This is a genomic window from Micromonospora rifamycinica, from assembly GCF_900090265.1.
GTDB lineage: Bacteria > Actinomycetota > Actinomycetes > Mycobacteriales > Micromonosporaceae > Micromonospora > Micromonospora rifamycinica.
Genome location: NZ_LT607752.1, coordinates 1,150,224 through 1,176,545, shown reverse-complemented (window position 1 = coordinate 1,176,545; position 26,322 = coordinate 1,150,224). Strand labels below are relative to the sequence as shown.

Sequence of the window (26,322 nt, the reverse complement as noted above, 5' to 3'; positions counted from 1 at the left end):
GGGCACCGGCACCGGCACCGGGGTCGGCGGTAGGACCAGCCCCGGGGTCGGTGGCAGGACCAGCCCCGGGATCGGTGGCAGGACCAGCCCCGGGGTCGGTGGCCGGCCACGGGTCGGGCACGGGGTCGGTGGTCGTCCGGGGGCCGGTGTCGGCGTCGGCGGTCACGACGGGCTGCCGACCGGGTCGGCGGGACGCCCGGCCGCGTACCGGTCCCGCAGCGCCCGCTTGTCCACCTTCGCCGACCGGTTCAGCGGCAACGCGTCGACGAACTCCACCACGCCCGGCGCCCAGGTGTCACTCAGCTCGGCGGTGACCAGCCCGATCAGCTCCGCCCCGGTCACCGTCGCCCCCGGCGTCCGCACCACGTACGCGTACGGCAGCTCCCCCGCGACCGGGTCGGGCACCCCGATCACCGCCGCCGCGCGCACCTGCTGATGCCCGGCGAGCACGTCCTCGATCGGCCGGGAGTAGATCGGCCAGCTGCGCTGCCGGGTGAGGATGCGGTCCTGTAACCGGTCGACGAGGTAGAGGAAGCCGTCGTCGTCGAGGTGGCCGATGTCGCGGGTCCGCACCCAGCCGTCGACCAGCGTCTCGGCGGTCAGTTCGGGCTGACCGTGGTAGCCGTGGAAGCTCAGCTTCGTCCGCACCCACACCTCGCCGTCGGCACCGGCCGGTAGCACCCGCCCGTCGGCGTCGCGGATCTCCACCGTGACGTCGCCGTACGGCCGGCCGCAGGAGCCCAGCCGCTCCGGGTGCACCGGGTCCTCGGTCAGGCCGGGCTGGGCGCAGATCACCACCGCCTCGCTCAGCCCGTACACGATGCGCAGGCACGGCCCGAACCGGGCGATGGCCTGGCGCAGCCGGGCGGGCGCGGCCGGTCCCGCGCCCACGTTGAACATGAACATCGCGGAGAAGTCCGCCCCGGGCAGGGCCGGATGGTCGAGCACCTCGTAGAGCATCGGCGGGGTGACGAAGGTCGAGGTGAGCCGCTCGGCGTCCACGGTGGCGATGAACGCGGCCGGATCCCACTGCTGGCGCAGGAAGAGCACCCCGCCGGTGAACAGGTTGAACAGGGTGGTGATCTGCCCGCTGGCCAGCCACATCGGGGAGTGCGACAGGTGCCGCAGCAGCGGGAAGCCGGCAGCGCGGAAATCGGCCGCCAACGCCAGCACCTGCCGGTAGAAGCTCTCCCGGTGGTGCACCAGCTTGGGGGTGCCGGTGGTGCCGCTGGTCTGGAGGAACGACTCCGGGACGCCCACCACGGCGGGCAGCTCGACCGGCGGGGCGTCCGCGGTCAGCTCCACACCCAGCCGCAGCACCGGCACCCCGGGCAGCGAGGCGGCGATCTGACCGCCCAGCCCGTCCGGGGCGTACGCGTGGTGCACGAACACGTCGGGGCGGGCCAGCCGGACGAACTCGTCGATCTCCCGCCGGGAGGTGACCGGGGCGATCCACATGCTCCGGCAGCCGAGCAGGTGCAGGGCGAGCTGGAGCAGCGGACCCTCGACGGCGTTGCCCAGCATGACCAGCACCGCCGCGCCGGGCCGTACCCCGTGGCCGGTGAGGGCGTGGGCCAGCCCGCGTACCTCGGCGGCGACCTGCGGGTAGGTCAGCCGGCGTCCGTCGCCGACCAGCGCCTCCCGGTCGCCGAAGCGGGCGAACAGCTCCAGTGCGTCGTGCACGTAGGTGGTGGAAACGTCGGCCCCGTCGGTCATCGCACAGCCCCCAGGTCGAGCGGCGGGTCGTCGGCGGGCCGGTGGGCCTGCCGTGCCGACCGGCCGGGATGGCGTCCGGGCAGGTCACGGCCCGGTCCGCGACGGGGTGCGGGGAGTGGGCGACCGCACCGCCGCCGTCTGCGAGCCTAGGCCGACGGCGTCGCCGGGGGACAGGGCCGAACGGCGAGGGGCCGGCCACCATGGACATTTGATCATGTCTATCGGGGCGATTGACGCCTGTCAGACGGCACGGCTAGGTTTCTGGACCATCGTCCGGGCGGTGCCGTCGATGGACGCCGGCCCTGGGCGGCCAACCATGGAGGTTCAATGTCGACCCCGAAGAGATGGCAGGTCATAGCGTCCGCGGCCGTGTTGCTGGTCGTGAGCGCCCCGGCGGTGGTGGCCAGCGCCGGTCCGTCCGACTCCGACGGCGGTGAGGCTGCCGCCCGGCCGCAGTGGGCGGGCACCTGGGCCGCGGCGGTCACCCGCGGCAACACCGCCGGGCTGACCAACACCGGCCTGAACAACCAGAGCATCCGGATGACCGTGCGGACCACCGTGGGTGGCGAGCGGCTGCGGGTCCGGCTGAGCAACCTCTACGGCGAGCAGGCGGTGCAGGTGGGGCACGCCACCGTCGCCCGCCCGAACGCCGCCACCCTCACCGACCGCTCGGACATCCTCCCGGGCACCCTGCGCGAGCTGAAGTTCGGCGGGTCCACCTCGGCGACCATGAACAAGGGCGCCGAGCTGCTCAGCGACCCGCTGACCTACCCGGTGGGCGAGCAGGAGGACCTGATCGTCACCCTGCACTTCCCGGTGCTCACCGGGCCGGTCACCTTCCACGGCCAGTCCAAGGTCACCACCTTCATCGGGGCGAACGACCTGACCACCGCCGCCGACGGCGCCGGCTTCACCATCCGCCCGGACTGCTGCTGGATGTTCCTGTCCGGCATCGACGTGCTGCGGCCGCAGAGCCCCGGCGCGGTGGTGGTGCTCAGCGACTCGATCGGGGACGCCAACGGCAGCACCGTCAACGCCAACAAGCGCTGGCCGGAGCTGCTCGCCGGGCGGCTGGTCGCGGCCCGTCCCGAGGTGCGTACCCCGGGGGTGCTCAACCTGAGCCTGGCCGGCAACCGGCTCAACCACGAGGGCACCGAGCCCGGCGCGGGTGGTTTCCCCGGCTACTACGAGCTGGGCCCGAACGCGCTGGCCCGGCTCAACGAGGACGTCTTCCCGCAGACCGGGGTGAAGACCCTGGTGACCCACCTCGGCATCAACGACATCTGGATGTCCGACGACTCCGCCGACCGGATCGTCGCCTCGCTGCGGCAGATCAACAAGCAGGCCAAGGCGCGCGGCCTGCGCAGCCTCGCGGTCACCCTCACCCCGTACGAGGGGCACGGCAACCCCGGGGTGTGGACCCCGGAGAAGGAGACCACCCGACAGGCGGTGAACACCTGGCTGCGCGGCCCGGGAGCGGCCGAGTTCGACGGGCTGCTCGACTTCGACGCGGTACTGCGCGACCCGGCCCAGCCGAGCCGGCTGCTGCCGGCGTACGACGCCGGTGACCACATCCACCCGAACGACGCCGGCAACCAGGCGTTGGCGGACGCCGTACCCCTTCGACTGCTCGGTCTGTGACACCGGCGGGGCGGCGGGGGTGACCCGCCGCCCCACCGGTCATTTCCTGGGGAGGAAGCACCATCGTGGACGTCGACGAGATCATGACCGGCCTCTACAGCGACGCCGGCCGGCAACACCCCTACCCGTGGTACGCCGCCCTGCACGAGCACGGGCCGATCAGCGCCATCCCGACCCGCCCGGAGCACAGCACGATCTCCGCGGTGGCCGTCGGCTACGACCTGGTCGACCAGGTGCTGCGCGACCCGGAGTGGTACAAGCAGGCCCCGCCGGGCTGGCAGGACCAGGAGATCCTGCGCACCTTCCAGTCGTCGATGATGTTCGTCAACCCGCCCGACCACGGCCGGATGCGCGGCGTCTTCGCCCGTACCTTCACCCCGCGCCGGCTGGGCGCCCTGGAGCCGGTGATCGTCCGGGTGGTCGACACCCTGCTGGACCGGATGGCGGACGCGGGCGCCGACGGCGGCGAGGTCGACTTCGTGGCGGACTTCGCCTACCCGGCGCCGGCCCTGGTGATGGCCGAGTTCATCGGCCTGCCCGAGAGCGAGCTGGCCTGGTACCGGCAGCGGGTCGACTGGATCGACGAGTTCCTCGACGTCGCCGGCAAGACCCCGCAGCGGTTGGCGCTGGCCAACCAGGCCGCCGAGGAGCTGCGGGCGTTGTACCGGGACCTGATCGCGCACCGCCGGGGCCGACCCGGCGACGACCTGATCTCCGGGCTGGTCGAGGCGCTGGACTCCGGCGGGGTCGACCTGACCGAGGAGGAGCTGATCAGCAACCTGATCGTGCTGTTCAACGCCAGCTTCGTCACCACCGTCTACATGTTCAGCAACGGACTGCCGGTGCTGCTGGACCACCCGGACACCGTGGCCGCGCTGCCCGGCGACGACACCCTGGCGCAGGGCTGCGTGGACGAGGTGCTGCGGCTGGAGAGCCCGGTGCACTTCCTGGCCCGCGCCGCGCCCCGCGACACCGACCTGGGCGGGGTGCCGGTCGCCCGGGACGAGAACGTGCTGCTGATCATCGCGGGGGCCAACCGCGACCCGCGCCGCTTCCCCGGGCCGGACCGGTTCGATCCGCGCCGCGCCGGCCCGCCCTCGTTGGCCTTCGGTGTCGGTCCGCACTTCTGCCTCGGTTCGGCGGTGTCCCGCCTGGAGGGCCGGATCGGCCTGCCCCGGCTGTTCGCCCGGTTCCCCCGGCTCGCGGTCAGCCGGCAGGCCGACTACAGCGGGAGCCTGTTCCTGCGCGGCATCGACAAGCTCTTCGTCACCACCGGCGGATAGGAGTCAGCCCATGTCCCTCGATCCCCAGGTGGTCGCCTACCGGGCCGCGCGGGCCGCCACCGGCACCCCGCCGCTGTACACCCAGACCCTCGCCGAGGCCCGCGCCGCCGACCTCGCCGCGATCCGGGCCGGCGGCGGCGACGTCGAGCCGGTCCACGAGGTACGCGACGCGACCGTCCCCGGTCCCGGTGGTGAGCTGCCACTGCGGGTGTACCGTCCGGCCGGTGCCGGCCCGCTGCCCACCCTGGTCTACTTCTTCGGCGGCGGCTGGACGCTGGGCAGCGTGGAGACCGCCGACGGGATCTGCCGCCGGCTGGCCAACGCCACCGGATGCCAGGTGGTGACGGTCGGCTACCGGCTGGCCCCGGAAAACCCCTTTCCAGCGGCCGTGCTGGACTGTCACGCGGCCACCCGGTGGCTGGCCGAGCACGCCGCCGACCTGGGGGCGGACCCGGACCGGCTGGCGGTGGGCGGGGACAGCGCCGGCGGCAACCTGGCGGCGGCGGTGACCCTGCTGGCCCGCGCCGAGGGCGGCCCCCGGCTGGCCGGGCAGTTGCTGGTCTATCCCAACACCGACCAGCGCGCCGCCCACCGGCCCGCCGGGGACGGACCGGACGCCGACCGGCCTGCCGACGACCAGGATCCGCTCCTGTTCAACCGGCACTCCGTCGACTGGTACCGCGGTCACTACCTGGCCGACCCGGCGGACGCGGCCGACCCGTTGGCCTCGCCGCTGCTCGCCGACGACCTGTCCGGCCTGCCCCCGGCCCTGGTGCTCACCGCCGAGCACGATCCGCTGCGCGACGAGGGGGAGCGCTACGCGCAGCGGTTGCGGGAGGCCGGGGTGCCGGTGCGGGCCAGCCGCTATCCCGGCATGATCCACGGCTTCTTCGCCATGCCCGGGATCTTCGACGCCGGCCGCCGCGCCCAGGACGAGGCCGCCGCTTTCCTCCGGGACGTCTTCGGGCTGCCCCCTGCCCCGCCTGCTGCCCAGGTCGAGACCCCGGCTGCTGCTCCGGTCGAGACCCCGGGTGCCGCCTCGGTGGGGGAGGGCCGGTGACGGTGGCGCCCCGGCCCGCTGACGGGCAGCTCGACCAGTCTCCGGTCAGCCTGGCCGACTTCGCCGATCTGGCCCGCGAGGTGCTCCCGGCCGAGGTCTGGGATTTCGTCAGCGGAGGCAGCGGCGTGGAGACCACCCTGGCCGCCAACCGGGCCGCCCTGGACCGGGTCGCCGTGCTGCCCCGGGTGCTCGCCGGGGTGGAACAGCCGCGCACCGACGCGGTGCTGCTCGGCCGGGCGCAGTCCATGCCGGTGGCGGTCGCCCCGATGGCGTACCAGCGGCTGCTGCACCCCGACGGCGAGCCGGCCCTCGCGGCGGCGGCCGGCGCGGCCGGGGTTCCCTATGTGCTCAGCACGTTGAGCAGCGCGCCGATCGAGGAGGTCGTCGCCGCCACCGACGGGCCGGTCTGGTTCCAGCTCTACTGGCTGCGTGACCGGGCGCTGGTCGCCGACCTGCTCGACCGGGCACACGCCGCCGGCTGTGCCGCGCTGATGGTCACCGTGGACGTGCCGGTGCTCGGCCGGCGGCTGCGCGACGCCCGCAACGGCTTCGCCCTGCCGCCGGAGGTGATCGCCGCCAACCTGCCCGGCGGCCGCGACGACCTGGCGCACGCCGGCACCCCCGGGGTGTCCGCCGTCGCCGTGCACACCGGCGCCGTCTTCGCCCCCGTGCTCACCTGGGCTGACCTGGCCTGGCTGCGGGGTCGTACCCGGTTGCCGCTGCTGGTCAAGGGTATCCTCGACCCGCGCGACGCGGTCCGCGCCGCCGACGCCGGCGTGGACGCGGTGGTGGTCTCGAACCACGGCGGCCGGCAGTTCGACGGGGCGCCGGCCACCGCCACCATGCTGCCCGAGGTGGTCGCGGCCGTCGGCGACCGGATCGAGGTGCTGGTGGACAGCGGGGTACGGTCCGGCACCGACGTGCTGCGTGCCCTCGCCCTCGGCGCGACCGGGGTGCTGCTCGGCCGCCCCCTGCTCTGGGCGTTGGCGGCCGGTGGCCGGGCCGGGGCACAGGCCGCCCTCGACCTGCTCGCCGTGGAGCTGCGCGACGGGCTGACCCTGACCGGCTGCGCCGACCCGGGGCAGGCCCGGCGGCTGCGTACCCTGACCGGAGGCTGACCCGGTGGACCTGGACCTCGATCTGGCGACCCTGCACCCGGCGGTCGACGACCCGGCGCTGAACTCGATGAACTTCCTCAACGAGGTCGCCGGGCAATGGCCCGACGCGGTGTCGCTGGCGGCCGGGCGGCCGTACGAGGAGTTCTTCGACGACGACGCGCCCGGGCGCTGGCTGGACCGGTTCCGCCGGCACCTCGCCGACGACCTCGGGCAGCAGCCCGAGCAGGTCCGCCGCACCCTGTTCCAGTACGGCCGGACGAAGGGGATCATCCACCATCTGATCGCCCGTAACCTCGCCGTCGACGAGGACGTCCACGTCGACGACGAGGCGGTGGTGGTGACCGTCGGCTGCCAGGAGGCGATGCTGCTGGTGCTCCGGGCGCTGCGGGCCGGGCCGTCCGACGTGCTGCTCGCCGTCGCCCCGACGTACGTGGGCCTGACCGGCGCGGCCCGGCTGGTGGACCTGCCGGTCCGGCCGGTGGCCGGTGGCCCGACCGGGATCGACCTGGCCGACCTGCGGCTCCAGCTGCGCCGGGCGCGCACCGAGGGGTGGCGTCCCCGGGCCTGCTACGTCATGCCCGACTTCGCCAACCCCTCCGGCACCAGCATCCCGGTGGTCGACCGGCGACGGCTGCTCGACCTGGCCGCCGAGGAGGACCTGCTGCTCATCGAGGACAATCCGTACGGGCTGTTCCCGGCCGGGGACGCCGACCGGCGGCCGACGCTGAAGGCGCTGGACACCCGGCGTCGGGTGGTCTACCTCGGCTCGTTCGCCAAGACGGTGCTGCCCGGCGCCCGGATCGGCTACCTGGTGGCCGACCAGCGGGTCGCCGGTGCCGACGGCGCGGTGGGGCTGTTCGCCGACCAGCTCGCCAAGATCAAGAGCATGGTCACGGTGAACACGTCCCCGCTGGCCCAGGCCGTGATCGGCGGGGCGCTGCTGGAGCACGGCTGCTCGCTGGTCGCCGCGAACCGGCGGGAACGGGCCGCGTACACCCGCAACCGCGACCACCTGCTGGCCGGGCTGCGCCGACGCTTCCCGGCCGGCTCGCCGGTGCGCTGGAACGCCCCGGCCGGCGGCTTCTTCGTCGTGGTCACCGTGCCGTTCCCGGTCGACGACGCGCTACTGCGGCGCTCCGCCGAGCGGTACGGCGTGCTCTGGACCCCGATGGCGCACTTCTACGACGACGGTCGCCCGGTCGACGCGCTGCGGCTCTCGGTCAGCGCGGTCACCCCGGAGCAGATCGACCTCGGCCTGGACCGGCTGGCCGCCCTGATCACCGACGAACTGGCCCGCCTCCCCGCCCGGTGACCGCTGACCGTGGGACGAGCGGCGACGGTGGCCCGACCGGCTCCCGCCGTCGCACCCGGACGGCATGCCGCCGTCCCGGCATGCGGTCCTGCGGTTGTCCGGGCGTGCGGTCTTGCCGTTGTCCGGGCGTGCGGTCCTGCGGCGTCCCGGCATGCGGTCCTGCGGTTGTCCCGCCTTGCCGCTCTGCTGCCTTCCCGGCGGGCGGTCCACGGTAGGTGGTCACCACCCGGTGTCGTCGAGCCGCCACCTGCTGTGCTGTGCGATGGATGGTCGGATGGCCATAATGGACGCATGATCGCTTGGGAGTACGCCCTGTTGGTCCGCCGCTACCAGGGGCAGGGACGCCAGTTCCACGTCTCGTTCGTCTGGTACGGCCCGGACGGCTCACGCACCGACGTCACCGCCTACGGCGACACCGCCATCGCCCACCTGAACCGGGTGGGTCGGGAGGGCTGGGAGCTGGTCTCCGCCGCCGAGGACGTCAACAACATCCAGGGCAGCACCGAGGTCCACCGCTACCACCTCAAGCGCCCCCTCCCCTAACCCTCCACCCCCGCTCCCACCCCCACCCCCGCTCCCTCCCTCCCTCCCTCCCTCCCTCCCTCGTCGCCGCCCCGCCCGCCCCGCCCGCCCCTCTCCGGTTGATCAAGAGGTTCAGGTCACCCCACCCGCCGCCGCTGACCGAAACCTCTTGATCAACCGGAGAGGCTGGTGGTGGGCGTGGGTGATCAAGAGGTTTCGGTCAGCGACGGGAGGCTTCGTGACCTGAACCTCTTGATCACCACGATCAGGCGGGGGAAGGGGAGGGGGAGGGGGAACGAGGGGGAGGGTGGGTCAGCTCAGGGTGATGGTGGGGTAGAGGGGGAAGCCGGCGAGCAGGTCGGTGGCCTGCTTACTGATCTTGTCGGCGACCGCCGGGTCGAGGACGTACTTGGCCTTCGACGGGGTGCCGTCGGCGTTGGCCCCCGGCGTGGTCTGGCTGAGCACGGTGTGGATTAGCTCGGCGGTGACGTCCATCTCGGCGGTGCCCAGACCCCGGCTGGTCAGCGCGGGGGTGCCGATCCGGATGCCCGAGGTGTACCAGGCGCCGTTGCGGTCCTGCGGGACGGCGTTACGGTTGGTGACGATGCCCGAGTCGAGCAGCGCCTGCTCGGCCTGCCTGCCGGTCAGCCCGTAGCCGGAGACGTCGAGCAGCACCAGGTGGTTGTCGGTGCCGCCGGTGACCAGGGTGGTGCCCCGGCGCAGCAGCCCCTCGGCGAGGGCCTGCGCGTTGTCGACGATCCGCTGGGCGTAGTCGGCGAAGTCGGGCCGACGGGCCTCGGCCAGCGCGACCGCCTTGGCCGCCATCACGTGCGGCAGCGGGCCGCCGAGCACCATCGGGCAGCCCCGGTCCACCTGGTCGGCCAGCTCCGGGCCGCAGAGCACCATGCCGCCGCGCGGGCCGCGCAGCGACTTGTGGGTGGTGGTGGTGACGATGTGCGCGTGCGGCACCGGGTCGAAGTCGCCGGTGAAGACCTTCCCGGCGACCAGGCCGGCGAAGTGCGCCATGTCGACCATGAAGGTCGCGCCGACCGAGTCGGCGATCTCCCGCATGATCCGGAAGTTGACCTTCCGGGGGTACGCCGAGTAGCCGGCGACCAGGATCAGCGGCTTGAACTCCCGGGCGGCCTCGGCGACCCGGTCGTAGTCGATCAGGCCGGTGGCCGGATCGGTGCCGTAGCTGCGCTGGTCGAACATCTTGCCGGAGATGTTCGGCCGGAAACCGTGGGTGAGGTGGCCGCCGGCGTCCAGCGACATGCCGAGCATCCGCTGGTTGCCCAGCTCGCGGCGCAGCGCGAACCAGTCCGCCTCGGTCAGGTCGTTGACCTGGCGTACCTGGGCCTTCTTGAGCGCGGGGGACTCGACCCGGTCGGCCAGGATGGCCCAGAAGGCGACCAGGTTGGCGTCGATGCCGGAGTGCGGCTGCACGTAGGCGTGGGCGGCCCCGAACAGCTCCCTGGCGTGTTCGGCGGCGAGCGCCTCGACGGTGTCGACGTTCTGGCAGCCGGCGTAGAAGCGACGGCCGACGGTGCCCTCGGCGTACTTGTCGCTGAACCAGTTGCCCATGGTCAGCAGGGTCGCCGGGGAGGCGTAGTTCTCGCTGGCGATCAGCTTCAACGACTCCCGCTGGTCGGCCAGCTCCGCGCCGATGGCGTCGGCCACCCGGGGCTCGACGGCCCGGATCACCTCGAGCGCGCTGCGGAAGGCGGTGGATTCGGCGTTCAGCGACATGCGACCTCCAGGTGGCGTACGGAAGGCCCAGGCGCTCGGCGTGCGTCCTCATGACGGGGCCGCTTCCCGATGGTGCTCCATCCCCACGCGCCAGTCACGGCCCGCGACGATCCTACCGGGTGCCCGGCGGAGGCGTCCGGAGCACCTCCGGCGCCGCTGCCGCGCACCCGGTGCCGGATGACCTTCTGCCATACGATCGGCGGATGCTGGGGGAGGACACCGAGGGCAGTCTGGTCGCGATCAGCGACCTTCACGTCGGGTACGCGGAGAACCGTGCCCTGGTCGAGGCGCTACGACCCACCTCGCCACGGGACTGGCTGATCGTCGCCGGTGACGTGGCGGACACCGTGGCCGACATCGAGTGGGCGCTCGGTCTGCTCGCCGAGCGCTTCGACACCGTCATCTGGGCACCCGGCAACCACGAGCTGTGGACCCCGCCGGCCGACCCGGTGACCCTGCGCGGGGTGGCCCGCTACGAGCTGCTGGTGCGGCGGTGCCGGGAGCTGGGCGTGGTCACCCCCGAGGACGACTACCGGGTGTGGCGGGGGCCGGGCGGCCCGACGCTGGTGGCACCGCTGTTCCTGCTGTACGACTACAGCTGGCGACCGCCCGGGTTCGACACCCGGGAGGCCGCCCTGGCGGAGGCGTACGAGACCGGGATCGTCTGCACCGACGAGTTCCTGCTGCACCCCGACCCGTACCCGAGTCGGCAGGAGTGGTGCGCGGCCCGGCTGGACCAGACCGCCCGCCGGTTGGCCGCCCGGGATCCGGCGCTGCCCACCGTGCTGGTCAACCACTGGCCGCTGGACCGCCACCCGACCGAGGTGCTGCGCTACCCGATCTTCGCGCAGTGGTGCGGGACGGACGCCACCGCCGACTGGCACCGCCGGTTCGCCGCCGCCGCGGTCGTCTACGGGCACCTGCACATCCCGCGTACCACCTGGAAGGACGGGGTGCGGTTCGAGGAGGTCTCGGTGGGCTACCCCCGGGAGTGGCGGCAGCGCCGCCTCCCACCGGGTCGGGTGCGGCGGATTCTGCCGGCCCCGGAGGGCACCCCGCTGACCGCCTGGTGAACCACCGGCCAGCCGGCGTCGAGGCGGGTGAGCAGCTCCTCCTCAGCCGGCGTCGAGGCGGGTGAGCAGCTCCTCGGTCACCGCGCCGAGGCGGCGGGCGGCGACGGGATCGAGCGTCCGGGTCGACGGTGGCACGGGTCGGCCCCGGTCGTTGGCGGTCAGGGCGTCCGACGGCGGGTCGTCGATCCACCTCACGATGGGGCGGATCGACGTCCCGACCGGCCTGGCGAACACCGACGCCGCCCGGATCACCCCACGGACCGGTGCCGGCAGGGTGGACAGGTCGCCGCTGCGGGTGAAGCCGGGGTGGTAGAGCACGTACCGGGTCCGGCCGCCGGAGCGGGCCGCGAAATCCACTCCGAGCAGGTCGTTCGCCCGGCCCGCCTGCAACTGCGCGTCGACCATGCCGTACCCGTCGGCGAGCTGGAGGTCGTCCCAGTGGATCGCACCACGGGTGACGCCGACGCCGGCCACGTTGACGACGACTGGCCGTTCGGCGGTGTCGAGCTGATCGCGCAGGCCGTGGCTGAGCAGGTAACGGCTCAGGTAGTACAGCGCGAAGGTCTGCTCCAGGCCCTCGTCGGTGACCACCCGCCGGGGCGACTGCCGGTTGGCGCACAACACCAGGGCGTCCACCGTCGGCCACCGGTGCCGGATGACGTCGACGACCCGGCGGGTCTCCGCCACCGAGCGCAGGTCCGCCCGGAGGAAATGCGCCCGGTCGGAGAGCGCCTGCACGGATCGCCCCTTCGCGGGGTTGCTGCCGATGGCGACGACCTCGTCCCCGCGTCGGAGCCGGGCTTCGAGCGTGCCCCGGCCGATACCGTCGGTGCCGCCGCTGATGACCGTGACCCGCATACCGCCCCTTCCCGTCGCCCCGCGGTCCCCGTACGGCACCGGACGTCGACCCCGGATCGTGACCGGCACAATCCTCTGCGAAGGCCGGTGACAGCGGAAGAAGGCAGTGTCATGTCCGTACCGAACACGGATGTTCGTTCCCTGGTGGCGACGGCCCTGCCGATGCCCGTGCCGGTCGACGAGTACGACGGCTGCCCGGTCACCGGGCTGCTGCGGCTGCTCAGCGACAAGTGGTCGATGCTGGTGCTGGTCCTGCTGGGTCGTCAGCCGTACCGCTTCAACGAGCTGCACCGCGCCATCGGGGGGATCAGCCAACGCATGCTGACCCGTACCCTGCGCGGTCTGGAGTCCGCCGGTCTGGTGCTGCGCGAGGTTCATCCCACCGTCCCGCCCAGCGTCGAGTACCGGCTCACCCCGCTCGGGCAGAGCCTGCTCGGCCCGCTGTCCGGCCTCGCCGACTGGGCGGTCGGCAACGAGGCCGCGCTCGCCGCCGGCCGGCGACGGGCCGGGGCGGCGGAGTCGTCCGGACCGCGCTGACCTGCCTCGCGCGGGGCGCAACCGCAGGCACCCGCACGCGCGGCGAGGGGCCCGACCATCCGGTCAGGCCCCTCGGGACGTGGCGCGGGTCGAATGCGCGGGTCAGGCGGTGGTGGCGTGCCGGGCGCTCCTGACCGCCTTGGGGTCGCTGGGGGATCGGGGCGCGTCCGGGCGCAGCGCGATCATCCGCTCGCCGATCTCCTGGAGCTGGTTGCGGCCGAGTGCCTCCCGCACCTTCGGGAACCACTCCTGCTCCTCCTCCTCGACGTGGTGCTCGACGTTCTCGATCAGCACCGTGGTCTTGGCGACGAAGTGGTCGTCGTCGGCGTCCATCGCGGCCAGCTCGGCGCAGAGTACGTCGGCGACGTGATGCTCCTCGTACGACTCCAGGATGTCGTCCTCCAGGTCCGGCAGGAGCTTGCGGACCTCGGGGTACATCACCTCGTTCTCCAGGTAGGTGTGCGTCGTCAGGGCGGCCACGATCTCGTCGACCACCGTGCGGCGGCGGCTGGCCGGCCCCTCCTGCGCCTTCTCGAACTCGCGGAAGAGGCGGCGCATCTCCTTGTGGTCCTCTTTGAGCAGGACGATGGCGTCGGTGGACACGGTGAACCTCCTTGATCAGCTGACGGCAATCCCGGTACCCCGGGATGAACTGCGGAAACGGATCGCGGGCGGCGAATGTCCGACACCCTCACACGGTGGCGATGGTGTGCGGGATCTCGTCGAGCAGCTCGCGGGCGAGGAACCCGATCCGGCCGAACCGGGGCACCAGCCGCTGCCCGCTGACCGCGTGCACCCACGCCGCCCAGCAGGCCGCCTGAGCGGGTTCCGCGCCCCGCGAGAGCAGCCCGGCGAGCAGCCCGGCCCGCACGTCGCCGCTGCCCGAGGTGCCCAGCCCGGCGTCGCCGCTCTCCTCCCGCCAGCCCTGGCCGTCGGGGGTGGCGATGTGCCCGTAGAGGGAGACCACCGCCTCGTACCGGCGGGCCAGCTCGCGGGAGTCGGCGTCCAGGTCGTCGCCGGGGTCGCGGCCGAGCAGGTGCCGGGCCTCGGTCAGGTTGGGGGTCAGCACCACCTTCCGGTCCGCGCCGACCAGCAGGTCCGGGTCGTGGCTGAGCGCGCCCAGCGCGTACGCGTCGAAGACCAGTGCGGTGTGCGGCCCGGCCGCCGACAGCACCAGGCGCAGCAGCGCGCGGGTCTGGTCGATGTCGTTGAGGCCCGGCCCGACGGTCACCACGTCGGCCCGCTCGACCAGCTCACCGAGCCGGTCGCCCGGGTCACCGGCGACCGCGCCGTCGGCGGTCTCCGGCAGGCCCACCACCATGGCCTCGGGCACCTGGATGCTCAGTGCGGCGGCGGTGGACTCGGCAGTGGCCAGTTGCAGCACTCCGGCCCCGGCGCGCAGCGCGGCCACCCCGGCCAGCAGCACCGCGCCCGGGGTGAACCGCGATCCGCCGACGACCAGCACGGTGCCCCGGTTGTCCTTGCCGCCGGTCGGCACCGGCAGCGCCCAGTCCCGTAGCAGCCCGGGGGTGATGACCCGGGTCTCAGACCGGTTCGGCATGGATCTCGTCCTCCGTCGTGGGTGGGGTGCCCTGCGCGTGCAGGTGGGTGACGTCGTTGAAGATGTCCGGGACGAGTCGGCCCCCGGCGTCCGCCGACCAGCCGGTCACCGAGCAGTTGGCGATCACGTGCTCCCGGGTCAGCCCCATCAGCTCGGCCTCGGTCAGCCCCTCCACCAGGTAACGGAGCAGGAACACCAGGGCGTCGTGCCCGAACAGCAGCACCCGCCGCCCCTCGTGGTCGCGGCGCAGGTCGCCGAGGAGGGTACGCAGCCGCAGCGCCACGTCGGTCCAGGATTCGCCGCCCGGTGGGCGGTAGTAGAACTTGCCGAGCCGTTGCCGACGGGCCGCCTCCTCGGGGAACCGGTGGGCCACCCCGCGCCCGGTGAGCCCGTCGAGGATGCCCAGTTCCCGGTCGCGCAGCCGCTCGTCGACGCTGGCCGGGATGCCGGTGCCGGCGAGCGCCAGCTCGGCCGTCCGCGCCGCCCGCCGGTACGGCGAGACGACCGCCACGTCGGGCCGGTGCCGCTGCGGCAGCCCGGCCAGCCAGCGGGCGGTGGCCCGGGCCTGCTCCTCGCCGGTGTCCGACAGGGGCACGTCGGCGTCCCGGTGGGTCAGGTCGATCAGCTCCGCGCCGTTCGCCTCGGCTGTCGAGGCGGCGACGTTCGCCGTGCTCTCACCGTGCCGGACGATCCACAGCGCCGCCAGTTCCGCCATGCCCCCATGCCTACCCCCGCCTCCACCCCGATAACCGCCCACCCGCCCCGCCCCGCCCCGCCCCGCCGTGGCCCGCCCCGCCGTGGCCCGCCCCGCCCCGTCCACCCGCCCCGCCGTGGCCCGCGCGTCGGCCTGCCACCCAGTCGGTCAGTGGCCCTGCCGCCGGGAGATCTTGGTGGCAAGTGGCCCCCCTGAGGGCCAGAATCTTCCAAGATCTCAAGGACTCCCGGCGGCGGAGGCGGCGCTCCCCGAGTGGGGGGTGGTGGGGTGGGAGTGGTGGGGTTCGGGTGGTGGAGTGGGGCGGGGCGGGCGATACCCTGCGCGCGTGGACGGCGGGATGGACAGTGTGGTGGACGGCGGGGTGGATGGTGGGGCGGGCGGCGAACGGGTGGCGGCATCGCTCACCGAGTGGCTGAGCCGGCTGGAGTTCACCGACCTGGGCACCGACGAGGTGACCGGGCGGATCATCGACGCCGTGCTGGCCTGGGCCGCCGAGCAGGGCTGGCGGTCCTACCGCCGGGCGGCGAGCGTGCTGCCGCTGCCCCCGCCGATGTCCGACCGGCACTCGGTGCTGGACGTGGCGTGTGCCCGCCGGGACGGGCCGCCGGTGGTCGTCGAGGTCGACCACACCGATCGGCGGCGCACCTGGGAGAAGCTCGCGGCGGAGGCCGCCGCCGGCCGGGTCGCCCTCTGGGTGCGCTGGGGGCCGGGGAAGTTCGCCGTGCCGCCGGCCCCGATCCACCTGGTCACCTGCGAGGTGGCCCGACACGCCGGGCCGGCGGGCGCGGGCCGCCGACACAGCCGGACGACGGGTCCGGCCCGACCGGCACCCGTCCACACTGCCCGTGACGTCGACCCGGTCGTCGAGCCGCTACCGCTGCCGCCTGCCGGTTTCTGACCAGGTCGACGGCTGGCCGCGCAGCAGAGCAGGGGTAACAGGCCGGTCGAGGCGGCGGGGGTGACGCGGGGTCGACGCGCGGCTACTCGAAGCGGGTCGGGTCGCCCGCGCCGTAGCGGACGATCTCCGGCTCGTCGGCCGAGAAGTCGACCACGGTGGTGGGCAGCGTGCCGCACTCGCCGGAGTCGATCACCGCGTCGATCGCGTGGTCGAGCCGTTCCTTGATCTCCCAACCCTGGGTCATCGGTTCGGACTCGCCGGGCAGCAGCAGGGTGCTCGACACCAACGGCTCACCCAGCGCCGCCAGCAGCGCCTGCGCGACCGGGTGGTCGGGGATGCGTACCCCGACGGTCTTCTTCTTCGGATGCAGCAGCCGGCGCGGCACCTCCTTGGTGGCGGGCAGGATGAACGTGTAGCTGCCCGGGGTGGCCGCCTTCAGCGACCGGAACACCGCGTTGTTGATGTGCACGAACTGGCCGAGCTGCGCGAAGTCCCGGCACACCAGGGTGAAGTGGTGCTTGCTGTCGAGCTGCCGGATCTCCCGGATCCGGTCGAGGCCGTCCCGGTTGCCGAGCTGGCAGCCCAGCGCGAAGCACGAGTCGGTCGGATAGGCGATCAGGCCGTCGCCGCGCAGCAGGTCGACCACCCGGGCGATCGTCCGGGGCTGCGGGTTCTCCGGGTGTACGTCGAGATAGGTCGCCATGGCGGCGAGCCTAGTGGGGCAGCGGCGGCGGTTGCCGGTGAGCCCGGAGCACCTCGCGCGCCCAGGTCAGCATGTGGCATTCGCCGTCGCGGCACTGGAAGCAGCGGCGCAGCGGTGGCGGCCCGTCCGGGGCCTCGTGGTGCTGGGCCAACACCCGGTGGGCGGTCCAGATGACCAGGGCGGGCGAGATCGGTTCGTCCATCGGCATGGTCGGCCCTTTCTGGGGACAGGCAGGTCCGGGCACCGATCTCCGATCAGGCACCCGGACCGCTACCGGCAACTCAGATGACTGATCGTCATGAGCTGCCACTCACCGTAGTTATGTACAAGCATGAACGTCTAGGCACGTATCCAAAAAATCTGCCTCGTCTACGCTCGATTAGCTTCGTCTCGTGATCGATCCAGACGGGCCGGTGCCGGTCTACCGCCAGGTGGCGAACATCCTGGCCGGTCGGATCAGCAACGGTGACCTCGTGGCGCACCGGCCGATTCCGAGCGAAGCGGCGATCGTGCAGGAGTTCGGGGTGGCCCGGGGGACCGCCCGACGTGCCGTTGCGGAGCTACGCGAGCGTGGACTGGTCTACACCGTGCCGCAGCGCGGAACCTACGTCGGGCAACCCGAGGCGTAGCCCTCCGCAGGAACCCGGGACAGGTCCTAGGGTTTCATCGTGAGACTCGTAGCCCTCTCCGACATCGCGGACATGCTCGGTGGCGTGTCGCGCACCAGGGCCACCGAGATCACCAACCGCCCGACCTTCCCGCCGCCGATCGACACGGTGGCCAGCGGCAAGGTCCGCGTCTGGGACCGGGCGGCAGTCGACGCGTGGATCCGGCGGTACCGGCCGAACCAACCGCGCGGCGCGGACGACGACGAACGCTGAACGGCCCGGTCGCGATCCGGTGAGCCGGCTCCGGGTGTCGGGGGTGGCCGTTACCGTGTGAGCGTGGCGACGGCGGCCGAGGAGATCCGGGTGGGAGAGCGGCTGGTCCGCATCTCCAGCCCCGACAAGCCGTATTTTCCCGAGCGCGGGCTGACCAAGCGGGACGTGATCGGCTACTTCCTGGCCGTCGGCGACGGCGTCCTGCGCGCCCTGCGGGACCGGCCGACGATGCTGGAACGCTGGCCGCGCGGCGTGTTCGAAGGCGCGACGGTCGGCACCCGGCAGGACAACCGGGGTGACGCCTTCTATCAGAAACGGCTGCCGGCCGGTGCTCCCGACTGGGTGCGTACGGCGCACCTCACCTTCCCCAGCGGTCGTACCGCCGACGAGATCGCGCCGGGCGAGCTGGCGGTGGTGATCTGGGCGGCCAACCTGGGCACCCTGCGGTTCCATCCGTGGCCGGTGACGGCGGCCGACGTGGAGCGCCCCGACCAGCTCCGGATCGACCTCGATCCGATGCCGGGGGTCGGCTTCGACCGGGTGGTACCGGTGGCGCACGAGGTCCGGGCCTTCCTCGCCGAGCTGGGCATGGTCGGCTATCCGAAGACGACAGGCGGGCGCGGCCTGCACGTCTACCTCTCCATCGAGCCCCGGTGGAGCTTCGGCGAGTGCCGGCGCGCGGTGCTCGCCCTCGGGCACGAGCTGGCGCGGCGGCTGCCCGACCTGGTCACCACCACCTGGTGGCGCGACCAGCGGGACAAGCCGGTCTTCATCGACTACAACCAGATGGCCCGTGACCACACGGTGACCTCGGCGTACTCGATCCGGCCCACCCCGGCGGCGCTGGTGTCGGCCCCGCTGGACTGGGCCGAGTTGGACGACGCCCGGCCGGAGGACTTCGACGTGCTGAGCATGCCGGCCCGGTTCGCCGAGCGCGGCGACCCGCACGCCGGCCTGGACGGCGACCGCTACTCGCTGGAGCCGCTGCTGGCGCTGGCCGACCGCGCCGGCCTGGCCGCCCCACCGGAACACTGACCGCCCGGCCGGCCGATCAGGCCCAGGGGCTGCCGGCCCCGTCGAACTCGTCGAAGACCAGCCAGGTCCGGGTGGAGAGCACCCCGGCGATGCCCTGCACCCGGCTCAGCACCACGTCCCGCAGGGTGGCGTTGTCGGGCGCGCGGACCAGGGCCAGCACGTCGTGCTCCCCGCTGAGCAGCGCCACGTGCTCGATGTAGCGCACCCGGGCCAGCTCTGCCGACACCTCCCGCCAGGTGTTCTGCTGGATGGTCAGCGAGATGTACGCCGAGGTGCCCAGCCCGGCCGGCTCGGGAGCCACCCGGGCCCGGAACCCGGTGATCACCCCGTCCCGCAGCAGCCGCTCCACCCGGGCGTACGCGTTGGTGCGCGAGACGTGCACCCGCTCGGCGAGCGTACGCATGGACAGCCGGCCGTCCCGGGTCAGCTCGTCGAGGACCCGTCGGTCCACCTCGTCCAGCGGGGTGACCGAACGTCCCGTTCCGCCCGGCGGGCCCGGCTGTGGGCTGGTCTGCTGGCTCATCAGATACTCCCCGGTAGGCCAATCGTCCCGCGTTCACCACGGATGTTGAGTCAATCATCCAACGGCAGGAGCATAGGTCCACCACACGTCCAGGAGGTCCCCGCCGTGACGACCACACCCCAGGCGGTCCGCAGGGCATCCCCGCGTACCCGTCGACCGGCCACCCCGGTCGCCCCCGACCCCACCGCCGGCCTGCTCCCGCAGATCGAGCCGGTGCGGCTGCTCGCCCCCGACGGCACCCCGCTGCCGCCCCGCGCCGACCTGCCCGAGCCGCCCGCCGGGGTGTTGCGCGAGATGTACCGCCGGATGGTCGTCGGCCGCCGTTTCGACGCGCAGGCCACCGCGCTGACCAAGCAGGGGCGGCTCGCCGTCTACCCGTCCTCCCGGGGGCAGGAGGCCTGCCAGGTGGGGGCGGTGCTCGCGCTGCGCGACGACGACTGGGTCTTCCCCACCTACCGGGAGTCGATGGCGCTGACCGCCCGGGGCATCGACCCGGTCGAGGTGCTGACCCTGCTGCGCGGCGACTGGCACTGCGGGTACGACCCGACGGTGGTCCGCACCGCGCCGCAGTGCACTCCGCTGGCGACCCAGTGCGTGCACGCCGCCGGCCTGGCCTACGGCGAGTCCTACCAGGGGCGGGACACCGTGGCGCTGGCCTTCATCGGCGACGGCGCGACCAGCGAGGGCGACTTCCACGAGGGGCTCAACTTCGCCGCCGTGTTCAAGGCCCCGGTCGTCTACTTCGTGCAGAACAACAAGTACGCGATCAGCGTCCCGCTGTCCCGGCAGACCGCCGCGCCGAGCCTGGCCTACAAGGGCGTCGGCTACGGGGTGCCCAGCGAACAGGTCGACGGCAACGACCCGGTGGCCGTCCTCGCGGTGCTCAGCCGGGCGGTGGCGCACGCCCGCGCCGGGCACGGGCCGTACCTGGTCGAGGCGCACACCTACCGGATGGAGGCGCACACCAACGCCGACGACGCGAGCCGCTACCGGGATCCCGACGAGGTGGAGGCGTGGCGGGACCGCGACCCGGTGGCCCGGCTGGAGGCGTACCTGCGCGGCCGGGGTGAGCTGGACGACGCGGCCGTCGCGGAGGTCGCCGCCGAGGGCGAGCGGTACGCCGCCGACCTGCGGGAGCGGATGAACGCGCAACCCGTCGTCGACCCGCTGAGCTTGTTCGACCACGTCTTCGCCGAGCCGACCCCGCAACTGGTGGAGCAGCGGGAGATGGTCCGGGCCGAGCTGGCCGCCGACGCGGAGGGAGACGCCTGATGGCCACCATGACCATGGCGAAGGCCCTCAACGCGGCGCTCGCCGACGCGATGCTCGACGACGAGCGGGTGCTCGTCTTCGGCGAGGACGTCGGGCAGCTCGGCGGGGTCTTCCGGATCACCGACGGGTTGCAGGCCCGGTTCGGTGACAAGCGCTGCTTCGACACCCCGCTCGCCGAGGCCGGCATCGTCGGGTTCGCTGTCGGCCTGGCCATGTCCGGGCTGCGGCCCGTGGTCGAGATGCAGTTCGACGCGTTCGCCTACCCGGCCTTCGAGCAGATCGCCTCGCACGTGGCGAAGCTGCGGAACCGGACCCGGGGCGCGCTGAGCGTGCCGATGGTCATCCGGGTGCCGTACGCCGGTGGGATCGGCGGGGTGGAGCACCACTGTGACTCGTCCGAGGCGTACTACGCGCACACCCCCGGCCTGAAGGTGGTCACCCCGGCGACGGTCGAGGACGCGTACTCGCTGCTGCGGGAGGCGATCGCCGACCCGGACCCGGTGGTGTTCCTGGAGCCCAAGAAGCTCTACTTCGCCAGCGGCGAGGCCGAGCTGCCGGCCCGGACCGCGCCGTTCGGCCGGGCCGTCATCCGTCGGCCCGGCACCGACGCCACCCTGGTCGCGTACGGCCCGGCGGTGCCGGTCGCACTGGAGGCCGCCGAGGCCGCCCGGGAGGACGGCTGGGACCTCGAGGTGGTCGACGTGCGGACCATCGTGCCGTTCGACGACGCCACGGTCACCGCCTCGGTCCGCCGGACCGGCCGCTGTCTGGTGGTCACCGAGGCGCAGGGCTTCGCCGGGGTCGGCGCGGAGATCGCCGCCCGGGTGCAGGAACGCTGCTTCCACGCCCTGCACGCCCCGGTGCTGCGGGTGTCCGGGCTGGACATCCCCTACCCCGCGCCGATGCTGGAGCACACCCACCTGCCCGGGGTGGACCGGGTGCTCGACACCGTGGCCCGCCTCCAGTGGGACGACCGGCCCGATCCGCGCTGGCTGGCCCAGGGGAGCGCGGCGTGAGCGCCCGCACCGCCGGGCGGGCCGTCGCCGGCACCAGGGTCTTCCTCCTGCCCGACCTGGGCGAGGGGCTGAGCGAGGCCGAGATCGTCGAGTGGAAGGTCGCCGTCGGTGACCTGGTCACCGTGGACCAGAGCGTGGTGGAGGTGGAGACCGCCAAGGCCGTGGTCGACGTGCCCTGCCCGTACGCCGGCCGGGTCGTCGCGCTGCACGGCGCGGCCGGCGAGGCGCGCCCGGTCGGCCAACCGCTGATCACGATCGCGCCGGCCGACGGCGGCGACGAGCCCGCCGGGCACGCCACCTACCGCGAGGAGGAGCGGGCCGGCTCCGGCAACGTCCTGATCGGGTACGGCACCGGCCACGGCGGCACCCGGCGGCGGCGACGCCCCCGGCTGACCCTGGCGCCGGAGCCGGCGGCCGAAGCTGCCGTGTCCCCCGTGCCCCCCGCCCCCGTGGGGACGGTCGGCCCGTCGTCCGCGCCGAGAATCCCGGCCGACGCGGGTGGGGACGCCCCGGCCTCCGGGATGTCCACCGACGGCGTCGTCCCGCCGGTCGGGGACGGCACCGCCCCGGCCGCCGCGACGGCACCCCTGGTCATCTCGCCGATCGTGCGCCGGCTCGCCCGCGAGCACGGGGTGGCCCTGACCGGGCTGCGCGGCACCGGCCCCGGCGGCGTGATCCGCCGGGCCGACGTGGAGGCCGCCCTGGCCGCCGTGCCGCAGCAGCACACCGGCGACCTCGGCCGGCCCGCCGCCGGCGCGGCGGCGCACGGCGAGCCGGCCCCGGCCGACGCATCCGACGTGGTCATCCCGCTGACCGGCATCCGTCGGGTGATCGCCGACAAGCTCTCCCGCAGCCGCCGGGAGATCCCCGAGGTGACCATCTGGGTCGACGCGGACGCCACCGCGCTGCTGGCGACCCGGGCGGCGATCAACGCGGCCACCCCGGACGCCCCGGTCAGCGTGCTGGCCCTGCTGGCCCGGATCTGCCTCAGCGGGCTGCGGCGGTTCCCGCAGCTCAACGCGCACGTCGACACCGAGGGGCAGCGGATCGTCCAGTCGGCCGGGGTGCATCTGGGCATCGCCGCGCAGACCGACCGGGGACTGCTCGTCCCGGTGCTGCGCGACGCCCAGCGGCTCACCACCCGGGAGCTGGCCACCGCCCTGGCCGAGACGACCGCCGCCGCCCGCGCCGGCACCCTGCCGCCGGCCCGGCTCACCGGTGGCACCTTCACCCTGAACAACTACGGGGTGTTCGGAGTGGACGGTTCCACCCCGATCATCAACCATCCGGAGGCCGCGCTGCTCGGGGTCGGACGGATCGTGGACAAGCCGTGGGTGGTCGACGGGCAGCTGGCGGTCCGCAAGGTCACCCAGCTCAGCCTGACCTTCGACCACCGGGTCTGCGACGGCGGGGTGGCCGGTGGTTTCCTGCGGCACGTCGCCGACTGCGTCGAGCAGCCGGCGCTGCTGGTGGCGAACGTCTGAGCGGTACGCCCGGAGCCGGTCACCCCTGGGCGGGGTGGCCGGCTCCGTCGTTGCGCCGGGCGTTCGTCCGCTTCGTCCGGACCGGCGGGTCGCGGTGGGGTTTTCCGGTCGGCGGGCCGGGAAACCGCCGTCGGTCGTGGCCATGCCACATCGGTCGTGGCGGCCCTGTGCCGGTCGTGGCCGCACCGGGTCGGTCGTGGCCGTGCCGCCGAGAGGAGTTCCCCGTGCCGTACCAGGGTCTGCCCGTCGCCCTGCGGGACCGCCGTCCGCCCGTCGCCGGTGCGCCGCTGTGGTGCGACGCCCACGACTACGGCCTGACCGGGGACGGGGTGACCAACGACCAGCCGGCGCTGGCCGCCCTGGTGGACCGGCTCGGTGCCGGATACGCGGCCGACGGGCGGGCCCGGGTGATCTGGTGCCCGCCGGGCATCTACTCCATCCGGGACGCCGGCACGGTGTGGCGCAGCGGGGTGTCCCTGATCGGCGCCGGTCCGGCCGCCACCCGGTTCCTGCTCAGCAACGAGGGCAACCGCAGCGACCCGACCCCGCTGGCGTTCTGGACGGTGCTCCAACACGGCGCGGACCGGGACCGGCACATCGCCGACTGCACCTTCGCCGACTTCGAGATCGACGGCTCCGGGGTGGCCATGGCCGAGTACAACTACCTGGCCAAGGGCCTGGGCCTGCAGTACGTGGTGCGCGGGGTGTTCCGCAACCTCTACATCCACCACACCGGGGCGAGCGGGCTGGGCTGCGACTTCCTCCAGGACACCCTGATCGACGGGGTGGTGGTGGTCGGCTGCGGCCGGCTGGACAACGGCGAGCAGATGGGCGGCGCGGGCATCGGCATCGGGATCGGCGGTTGGGGCGACATGGAGCGGCTCACCATCGCCAACTGCACCGCCCTGGCCAACGGCACCAACGGCATCTTCCTCGAACTCCAGAAGGACTACTGGACGCCGCCGCGCGGCTACCGGATCGTGGGCTGCCACAGCCAGGGCAACCGGTTCGGCATCTCCGACTGGGGCGCCGACGGGCTGATCGTCACCGGCTGCACGATGACCGGCAACCTGGAGGCCGGCTACGACGTCTCGGGCAACGGCACCGCCGGTGTCGCCGGCCGGGGCGGCCTGCTCACCGACTGCGTGATCGACGGCAACGTGGGCGACGGGGTCAGCGTGGGCAACACCCCGGGGCCGTACACGGTGCGCGGCAACCGGATCAGCGACAACGGCGGGTACGGCTACCACCAGCACGATCTCGGCCGGGGCTACCCGCACCCGGCGCAGGACGTGGTGGTGGAGAGCAACGAGTTCTGGGGCAACGGCCTGGACGCCGTCCGGGTGGACCGCCCGATGACCGACGCGATGCTGCTCGACAACCGCATCCGCAACAACGGCCGGCAGTGCGCGGAGGCGTCCCGCGGTGGCGGCGAGTCGGTCCGCTACGCCGAACGCTCCCTGGTCGACCGCTCGGCGACCTGGGCGCCGGACAGCCACCGGGGCAAGGTGCTGCGGGTCGGCCAGCGGGTCGCGGTGGTGGCCGCCAACACCGCCACCGAGCTGCACCTCGCCCCGGTCCGCCCCGACGCCTACACCGCCTGGAGCGGGGACACCCCGCTGCCGGGCACCCCGTACGAGCTGCCGGCCGCGCCGCCGACCCGGGCCGGCATCGCGATCGACGCGGCGTTCGACGGGGCGACGGTGCGGGGCAACCGGATCTGGGACAACCACGACGAGCGCACCCAGACCCACGGTTTCTGGATCACCGCCCGGGGCAGTTGTGTCAGTTGCCGGGTCGAGGACAACGACCTGGCCGGCAACGCGGTGGCGGCGCTCCGGCTGGACACCCCGCCGGTCGGTGGACGCTGGCTGCGCAACCACGGTGACCAGGACTGGGACTGACGATCCGTGCCGCCCCGGCACGGGCGATCCCGGACATCGGTGCCACTGCGCCCCGTCCGACATCGCCGGGGTCCATATGCCCGGCGTCGACCGACCGGTTCCCCGAAAAGCACGACCCGGCCCGAGAAACGCCGTACAGAATGTGGCCAAGGGGACTGGAAATGGGGGACGGAATATGGACCTGAGGCGGCGATTGACGCTTCTGACGGTGACCATCGCAGCCGCGCCGTTGGCCCTCGGCGGGTGCACCGCCGAGCGGGAGCGGCCGGCCGGCGCGGCCACCGGCGGGGCGTCCGGTCCCACGGTGTCGGTGACGCCCGCCGACCGGGCGAAGGACGTTCCGGTCAGCGCCGAGATCGGCACCGTTGTGCAGCGCGGGCGGGTGACCAGCGTGAAGCTCACCGACGACAAGGGGAAGGCCGTCGCCGGGGAGCCGAGGGAGGACGGGTCGAGCTGGGTGCCGGCGGCCCCGCTGGCCGGCGGCCGGACGTACACCGCGGAGGTGACCGCGACCGGTGACGCGGGCCGGACGACCGTCGGGCGGACCACGTTCACCACGGCGACGAATACGAACCGGCAGGCGTTGACCAGTGTGCTCTATTTCGCCGGTAACCAGACGTACGGCACCGCGATGCCGGTGACGGTGGCTTTCGAACCGGCAATTCCCCGCGAGGCCCGGGCCGCCGTGCAGCGACGATTGTTCGTGAAGACCGATCCGCCGCAGCCGGGCACCTGGTCGTGGCTGGAGGACGGCAGTCAGGTGTACTACCGCGCGCCGGACTTCTGGCGCAGCGGGACGACGATCAGCGTCCGGTCCGCCCTGGAGGGGCTGCCGATCGGCAAGGAGTACGTCGGCGACGCCGACCGGCGGTCCACCTCGAAGATCGGCCGGCAGGTGGCCCTGGACATCGACAACGCCACCAAGCAGATGTCGGTCTTCCAGGACGGCCGGCTGGTCCGCCGGATCCCGGTCAGCCTGGGCAAGCCGAGCACGCCGAGCTCCAGCGGCAAGATGGTGATCATGGAGAAGCACCAGCAGACCCGGTTCGACACCCGGGGTGAGCCGGACGGCGGCTACGTGGTCGACGTCGAGGACGCCCAGCGCCTCACCTGGGGCGGCGAGTTCATCCACGCCGCGCCCTGGTCGGAGGGGGACCAGGGGTACACCAACGTCTCGCACGGGTGCGCCAACGTCTCGTCCACCGCCGCCGACTGGCTGATGGGCGTCACCCAGGTCGGCGACCTGGTCACCGTGAAGGGCACCGAGGTGCCGCTGCGGCCGGGCAACGGCTGGACGGCCTGGAACACCAGCTGGGCCGAGTTCGCCCGGGGCAGCGCGCTGCCCGTACCGCCGGGTCTGAAGCCGGCGCCCACCACCGGCCCGTCGCACCCGGGGGCGGTCGCCGGCGGTTCGTCGCCCGCGCCGTCGCCCAGCGGCGGCTGACACCGGCCGGGGAGGAC

The 26,322-nt window shown here is 73.5% G+C and carries 26 protein-coding genes and 1 riboswitch; of the genes, 17 read left to right on the top strand and 9 right to left on the bottom strand.

Annotation, left to right across the window (positions count from 1 at the left end):
- Positions 1 to 162 precede the first annotated feature (162 nt).
- Positions 163 to 1,716 carry a class I adenylate-forming enzyme family protein gene (locus GA0070623_RS04995; protein WP_067308385.1) on the bottom strand — a complete coding sequence of 518 codons (1,554 nt, stop codon included), beginning with the start codon at positions 1,714 to 1,716 and terminating at the stop codon, positions 163 to 165.
- Positions 1,717 to 2,070: 354 nt separating this feature from the next.
- Here GA0070623_RS04995 and GA0070623_RS04990 point away from each other — a divergent pair, with 354 nt between their 5' ends.
- The 6 genes from GA0070623_RS04990 to GA0070623_RS04965 all read left to right on the top strand — a co-directional run bounded on the left by GA0070623_RS04990 (position 2,071) and on the right by GA0070623_RS04965 (position 8,673).
- Positions 2,071 to 3,357, top strand: coding sequence for an SGNH/GDSL hydrolase family protein (locus tag GA0070623_RS04990; RefSeq protein ID WP_172898495.1), 1,287 nt, complete (start codon positions 2,071 to 2,073; stop codon positions 3,355 to 3,357).
- Positions 3,358 to 3,419: 62 nt separating this feature from the next.
- Complete coding sequence (locus GA0070623_RS04985) at positions 3,420 to 4,640, top strand: cytochrome P450 (RefSeq protein ID WP_067308379.1); 1,221 nt, start codon at positions 3,420 to 3,422, stop codon at positions 4,638 to 4,640.
- 10 nt (positions 4,641 to 4,650) lie between these two features.
- On the top strand, positions 4,651 to 5,700 hold the full coding sequence (locus GA0070623_RS04980; RefSeq protein ID WP_084261300.1) for an alpha/beta hydrolase: 1,050 nt from the start codon (positions 4,651 to 4,653) through the stop codon (positions 5,698 to 5,700).
- Between the two features lie 2 nt (positions 5,701 to 5,702).
- Positions 5,703 to 6,818, top strand: coding sequence for an alpha-hydroxy acid oxidase (locus GA0070623_RS04975; protein ID WP_067308445.1), 1,116 nt, complete (start codon positions 5,703 to 5,705; stop codon positions 6,816 to 6,818).
- A gap of 4 nt (positions 6,819 to 6,822) precedes the next feature.
- Positions 6,823 to 8,130: an aminotransferase-like domain-containing protein gene (locus GA0070623_RS04970; protein WP_067308376.1), complete on the top strand. Its 1,308-nt coding sequence runs from the start codon at positions 6,823 to 6,825 to the stop codon at positions 8,128 to 8,130.
- A gap of 291 nt (positions 8,131 to 8,421) precedes the next feature.
- On the top strand, positions 8,422 to 8,673 hold the full coding sequence (locus tag GA0070623_RS04965; protein WP_089003913.1) for a hypothetical protein: 252 nt from the start codon (positions 8,422 to 8,424) through the stop codon (positions 8,671 to 8,673).
- Positions 8,674 to 8,964: 291 nt separating this feature from the next.
- Here the strand turns inward: GA0070623_RS04965 and GA0070623_RS04960 are convergent, their stop codons facing one another.
- Complete coding sequence (locus GA0070623_RS04960; protein WP_067315288.1) at positions 8,965 to 10,401, bottom strand: glycine hydroxymethyltransferase; 1,437 nt, start codon at positions 10,399 to 10,401, stop codon at positions 8,965 to 8,967.
- Positions 10,402 to 10,419: 18 nt separating this feature from the next.
- Positions 10,420 to 10,509, bottom strand: a riboswitch (ZMP/ZTP riboswitch).
- A 95-nt stretch (positions 10,510 to 10,604) separates the two neighbouring features.
- Between GA0070623_RS04960 and GA0070623_RS04955 the strand changes: the two genes are divergently transcribed.
- The gene (locus tag GA0070623_RS04955; protein ID WP_067315284.1) at positions 10,605 to 11,474 is read left to right on the top strand and encodes a metallophosphoesterase family protein; all 870 of its coding nucleotides are present in this window, start codon (positions 10,605 to 10,607) and stop codon (positions 11,472 to 11,474) included.
- Between the two features lie 42 nt (positions 11,475 to 11,516).
- On the opposite strand, the gene GA0070623_RS04950 is transcribed toward GA0070623_RS04955, so the two are convergent.
- The gene (locus tag GA0070623_RS04950; protein WP_067315282.1) at positions 11,517 to 12,332 is read right to left on the bottom strand and encodes an SDR family NAD(P)-dependent oxidoreductase; all 816 of its coding nucleotides are present in this window, start codon (positions 12,330 to 12,332) and stop codon (positions 11,517 to 11,519) included.
- Positions 12,333 to 12,443: 111 nt separating this feature from the next.
- On the opposite strand from GA0070623_RS04950, the gene GA0070623_RS04945 reads away from it, so the two are divergent.
- Entirely contained in the window at positions 12,444 to 12,869 is a 426-nt protein-coding gene (locus tag GA0070623_RS04945) for a winged helix-turn-helix transcriptional regulator (RefSeq protein WP_067315281.1), read from the top strand.
- 102 nt (positions 12,870 to 12,971) lie between these two features.
- Here the strand turns inward: GA0070623_RS04945 and GA0070623_RS04940 are convergent, their stop codons facing one another.
- From GA0070623_RS04940 to GA0070623_RS04930, 3 genes are all read right to left on the bottom strand, one after another.
- Positions 12,972 to 13,472 carry a hemerythrin domain-containing protein gene (locus tag GA0070623_RS04940; protein ID WP_067315280.1) on the bottom strand — a complete coding sequence of 167 codons (501 nt, stop codon included), beginning with the start codon at positions 13,470 to 13,472 and terminating at the stop codon, positions 12,972 to 12,974.
- An 88-nt stretch (positions 13,473 to 13,560) separates the two neighbouring features.
- A complete protein-coding gene (locus GA0070623_RS04935; RefSeq protein ID WP_067315278.1) occupies positions 13,561 to 14,430 on the bottom strand; it encodes an NAD(P)H-hydrate dehydratase in 870 nt (289 codons plus the stop codon).
- Positions 14,414 to 15,145, bottom strand: a complete 732-nt coding sequence (locus tag GA0070623_RS04930; RefSeq protein WP_067315277.1) for a histidine phosphatase family protein — start codon at positions 15,143 to 15,145, stop codon at positions 14,414 to 14,416. Before GA0070623_RS04930 ends, GA0070623_RS04935 begins: the two co-directional genes overlap by 17 nt.
- Before the next feature lie 325 nt (positions 15,146 to 15,470).
- Here GA0070623_RS04930 and GA0070623_RS04925 point away from each other — a divergent pair, with 325 nt between their 5' ends.
- Positions 15,471 to 16,043 (top strand): hypothetical protein, encoded by a 573-nt coding sequence (locus GA0070623_RS04925; RefSeq protein ID WP_157517545.1) that lies wholly within the window; start codon positions 15,471 to 15,473, stop codon positions 16,041 to 16,043.
- Positions 16,044 to 16,125: 82 nt separating this feature from the next.
- Here GA0070623_RS04925 and GA0070623_RS04920 read toward each other — a convergent pair whose 3' ends face one another.
- On the bottom strand, positions 16,126 to 16,746 hold the full coding sequence (locus GA0070623_RS04920) for an L-threonylcarbamoyladenylate synthase (RefSeq protein ID WP_067308857.1): 621 nt from the start codon (positions 16,744 to 16,746) through the stop codon (positions 16,126 to 16,128).
- A gap of 10 nt (positions 16,747 to 16,756) precedes the next feature.
- Positions 16,757 to 16,948 carry a hypothetical protein gene (locus GA0070623_RS04915; RefSeq protein WP_157517546.1) on the bottom strand — a complete coding sequence of 64 codons (192 nt, stop codon included), beginning with the start codon at positions 16,946 to 16,948 and terminating at the stop codon, positions 16,757 to 16,759.
- A gap of 190 nt (positions 16,949 to 17,138) precedes the next feature.
- Here GA0070623_RS04915 and GA0070623_RS04910 point away from each other — a divergent pair, with 190 nt between their 5' ends.
- The 3 genes from GA0070623_RS04910 (at position 17,139) to GA0070623_RS04900 (ending at position 18,662) form a co-directional block, all read left to right on the top strand.
- Positions 17,139 to 17,375 (top strand): GntR family transcriptional regulator, encoded by a 237-nt coding sequence (locus tag GA0070623_RS04910; protein WP_067308864.1) that lies wholly within the window; start codon positions 17,139 to 17,141, stop codon positions 17,373 to 17,375.
- Between the two features lie 39 nt (positions 17,376 to 17,414).
- Positions 17,415 to 17,627, top strand: a complete 213-nt coding sequence (locus GA0070623_RS04905; RefSeq protein ID WP_067308866.1) for a helix-turn-helix transcriptional regulator — start codon at positions 17,415 to 17,417, stop codon at positions 17,625 to 17,627.
- Between the two features lie 63 nt (positions 17,628 to 17,690).
- Positions 17,691 to 18,662 (top strand): DNA polymerase domain-containing protein, encoded by a 972-nt coding sequence (locus GA0070623_RS04900; protein WP_067308917.1) that lies wholly within the window; start codon positions 17,691 to 17,693, stop codon positions 18,660 to 18,662.
- A gap of 16 nt (positions 18,663 to 18,678) precedes the next feature.
- Here GA0070623_RS04900 and GA0070623_RS04895 read toward each other — a convergent pair whose 3' ends face one another.
- Positions 18,679 to 19,185, bottom strand: coding sequence for an Lrp/AsnC family transcriptional regulator (locus GA0070623_RS04895; RefSeq protein WP_067308869.1), 507 nt, complete (start codon positions 19,183 to 19,185; stop codon positions 18,679 to 18,681).
- Between the two features lie 72 nt (positions 19,186 to 19,257).
- Between GA0070623_RS04895 and pdhA the strand changes: the two genes are divergently transcribed.
- The 5 genes from pdhA (at position 19,258) to GA0070623_RS04870 (ending at position 26,305) form a co-directional block, all read left to right on the top strand.
- Positions 19,258 to 20,457, top strand: coding sequence for a pyruvate dehydrogenase (acetyl-transferring) E1 component subunit alpha (gene pdhA / locus GA0070623_RS04890; protein ID WP_067308920.1), 1,200 nt, complete (start codon positions 19,258 to 19,260; stop codon positions 20,455 to 20,457).
- Positions 20,457 to 21,473: an alpha-ketoacid dehydrogenase subunit beta gene (locus tag GA0070623_RS04885; RefSeq protein ID WP_067308872.1), complete on the top strand. Its 1,017-nt coding sequence runs from the start codon at positions 20,457 to 20,459 to the stop codon at positions 21,471 to 21,473. The genes pdhA and GA0070623_RS04885 overlap by 1 nt, the downstream gene beginning before the upstream one ends.
- Entirely contained in the window at positions 21,470 to 22,957 is a 1,488-nt protein-coding gene (locus tag GA0070623_RS04880; protein ID WP_067308875.1) for a dihydrolipoamide acetyltransferase family protein, read from the top strand. The genes GA0070623_RS04885 and GA0070623_RS04880 overlap by 4 nt, the downstream gene beginning before the upstream one ends.
- 224 nt (positions 22,958 to 23,181) lie before the next feature.
- Entirely contained in the window at positions 23,182 to 24,861 is a 1,680-nt protein-coding gene (locus tag GA0070623_RS04875) for a right-handed parallel beta-helix repeat-containing protein (protein WP_067308924.1), read from the top strand.
- Positions 24,862 to 25,036: 175 nt separating this feature from the next.
- Entirely contained in the window at positions 25,037 to 26,305 is a 1,269-nt protein-coding gene (locus tag GA0070623_RS04870) for a L,D-transpeptidase (protein WP_067308877.1), read from the top strand.
- Positions 26,306 to 26,322 lie beyond the last annotated feature (17 nt).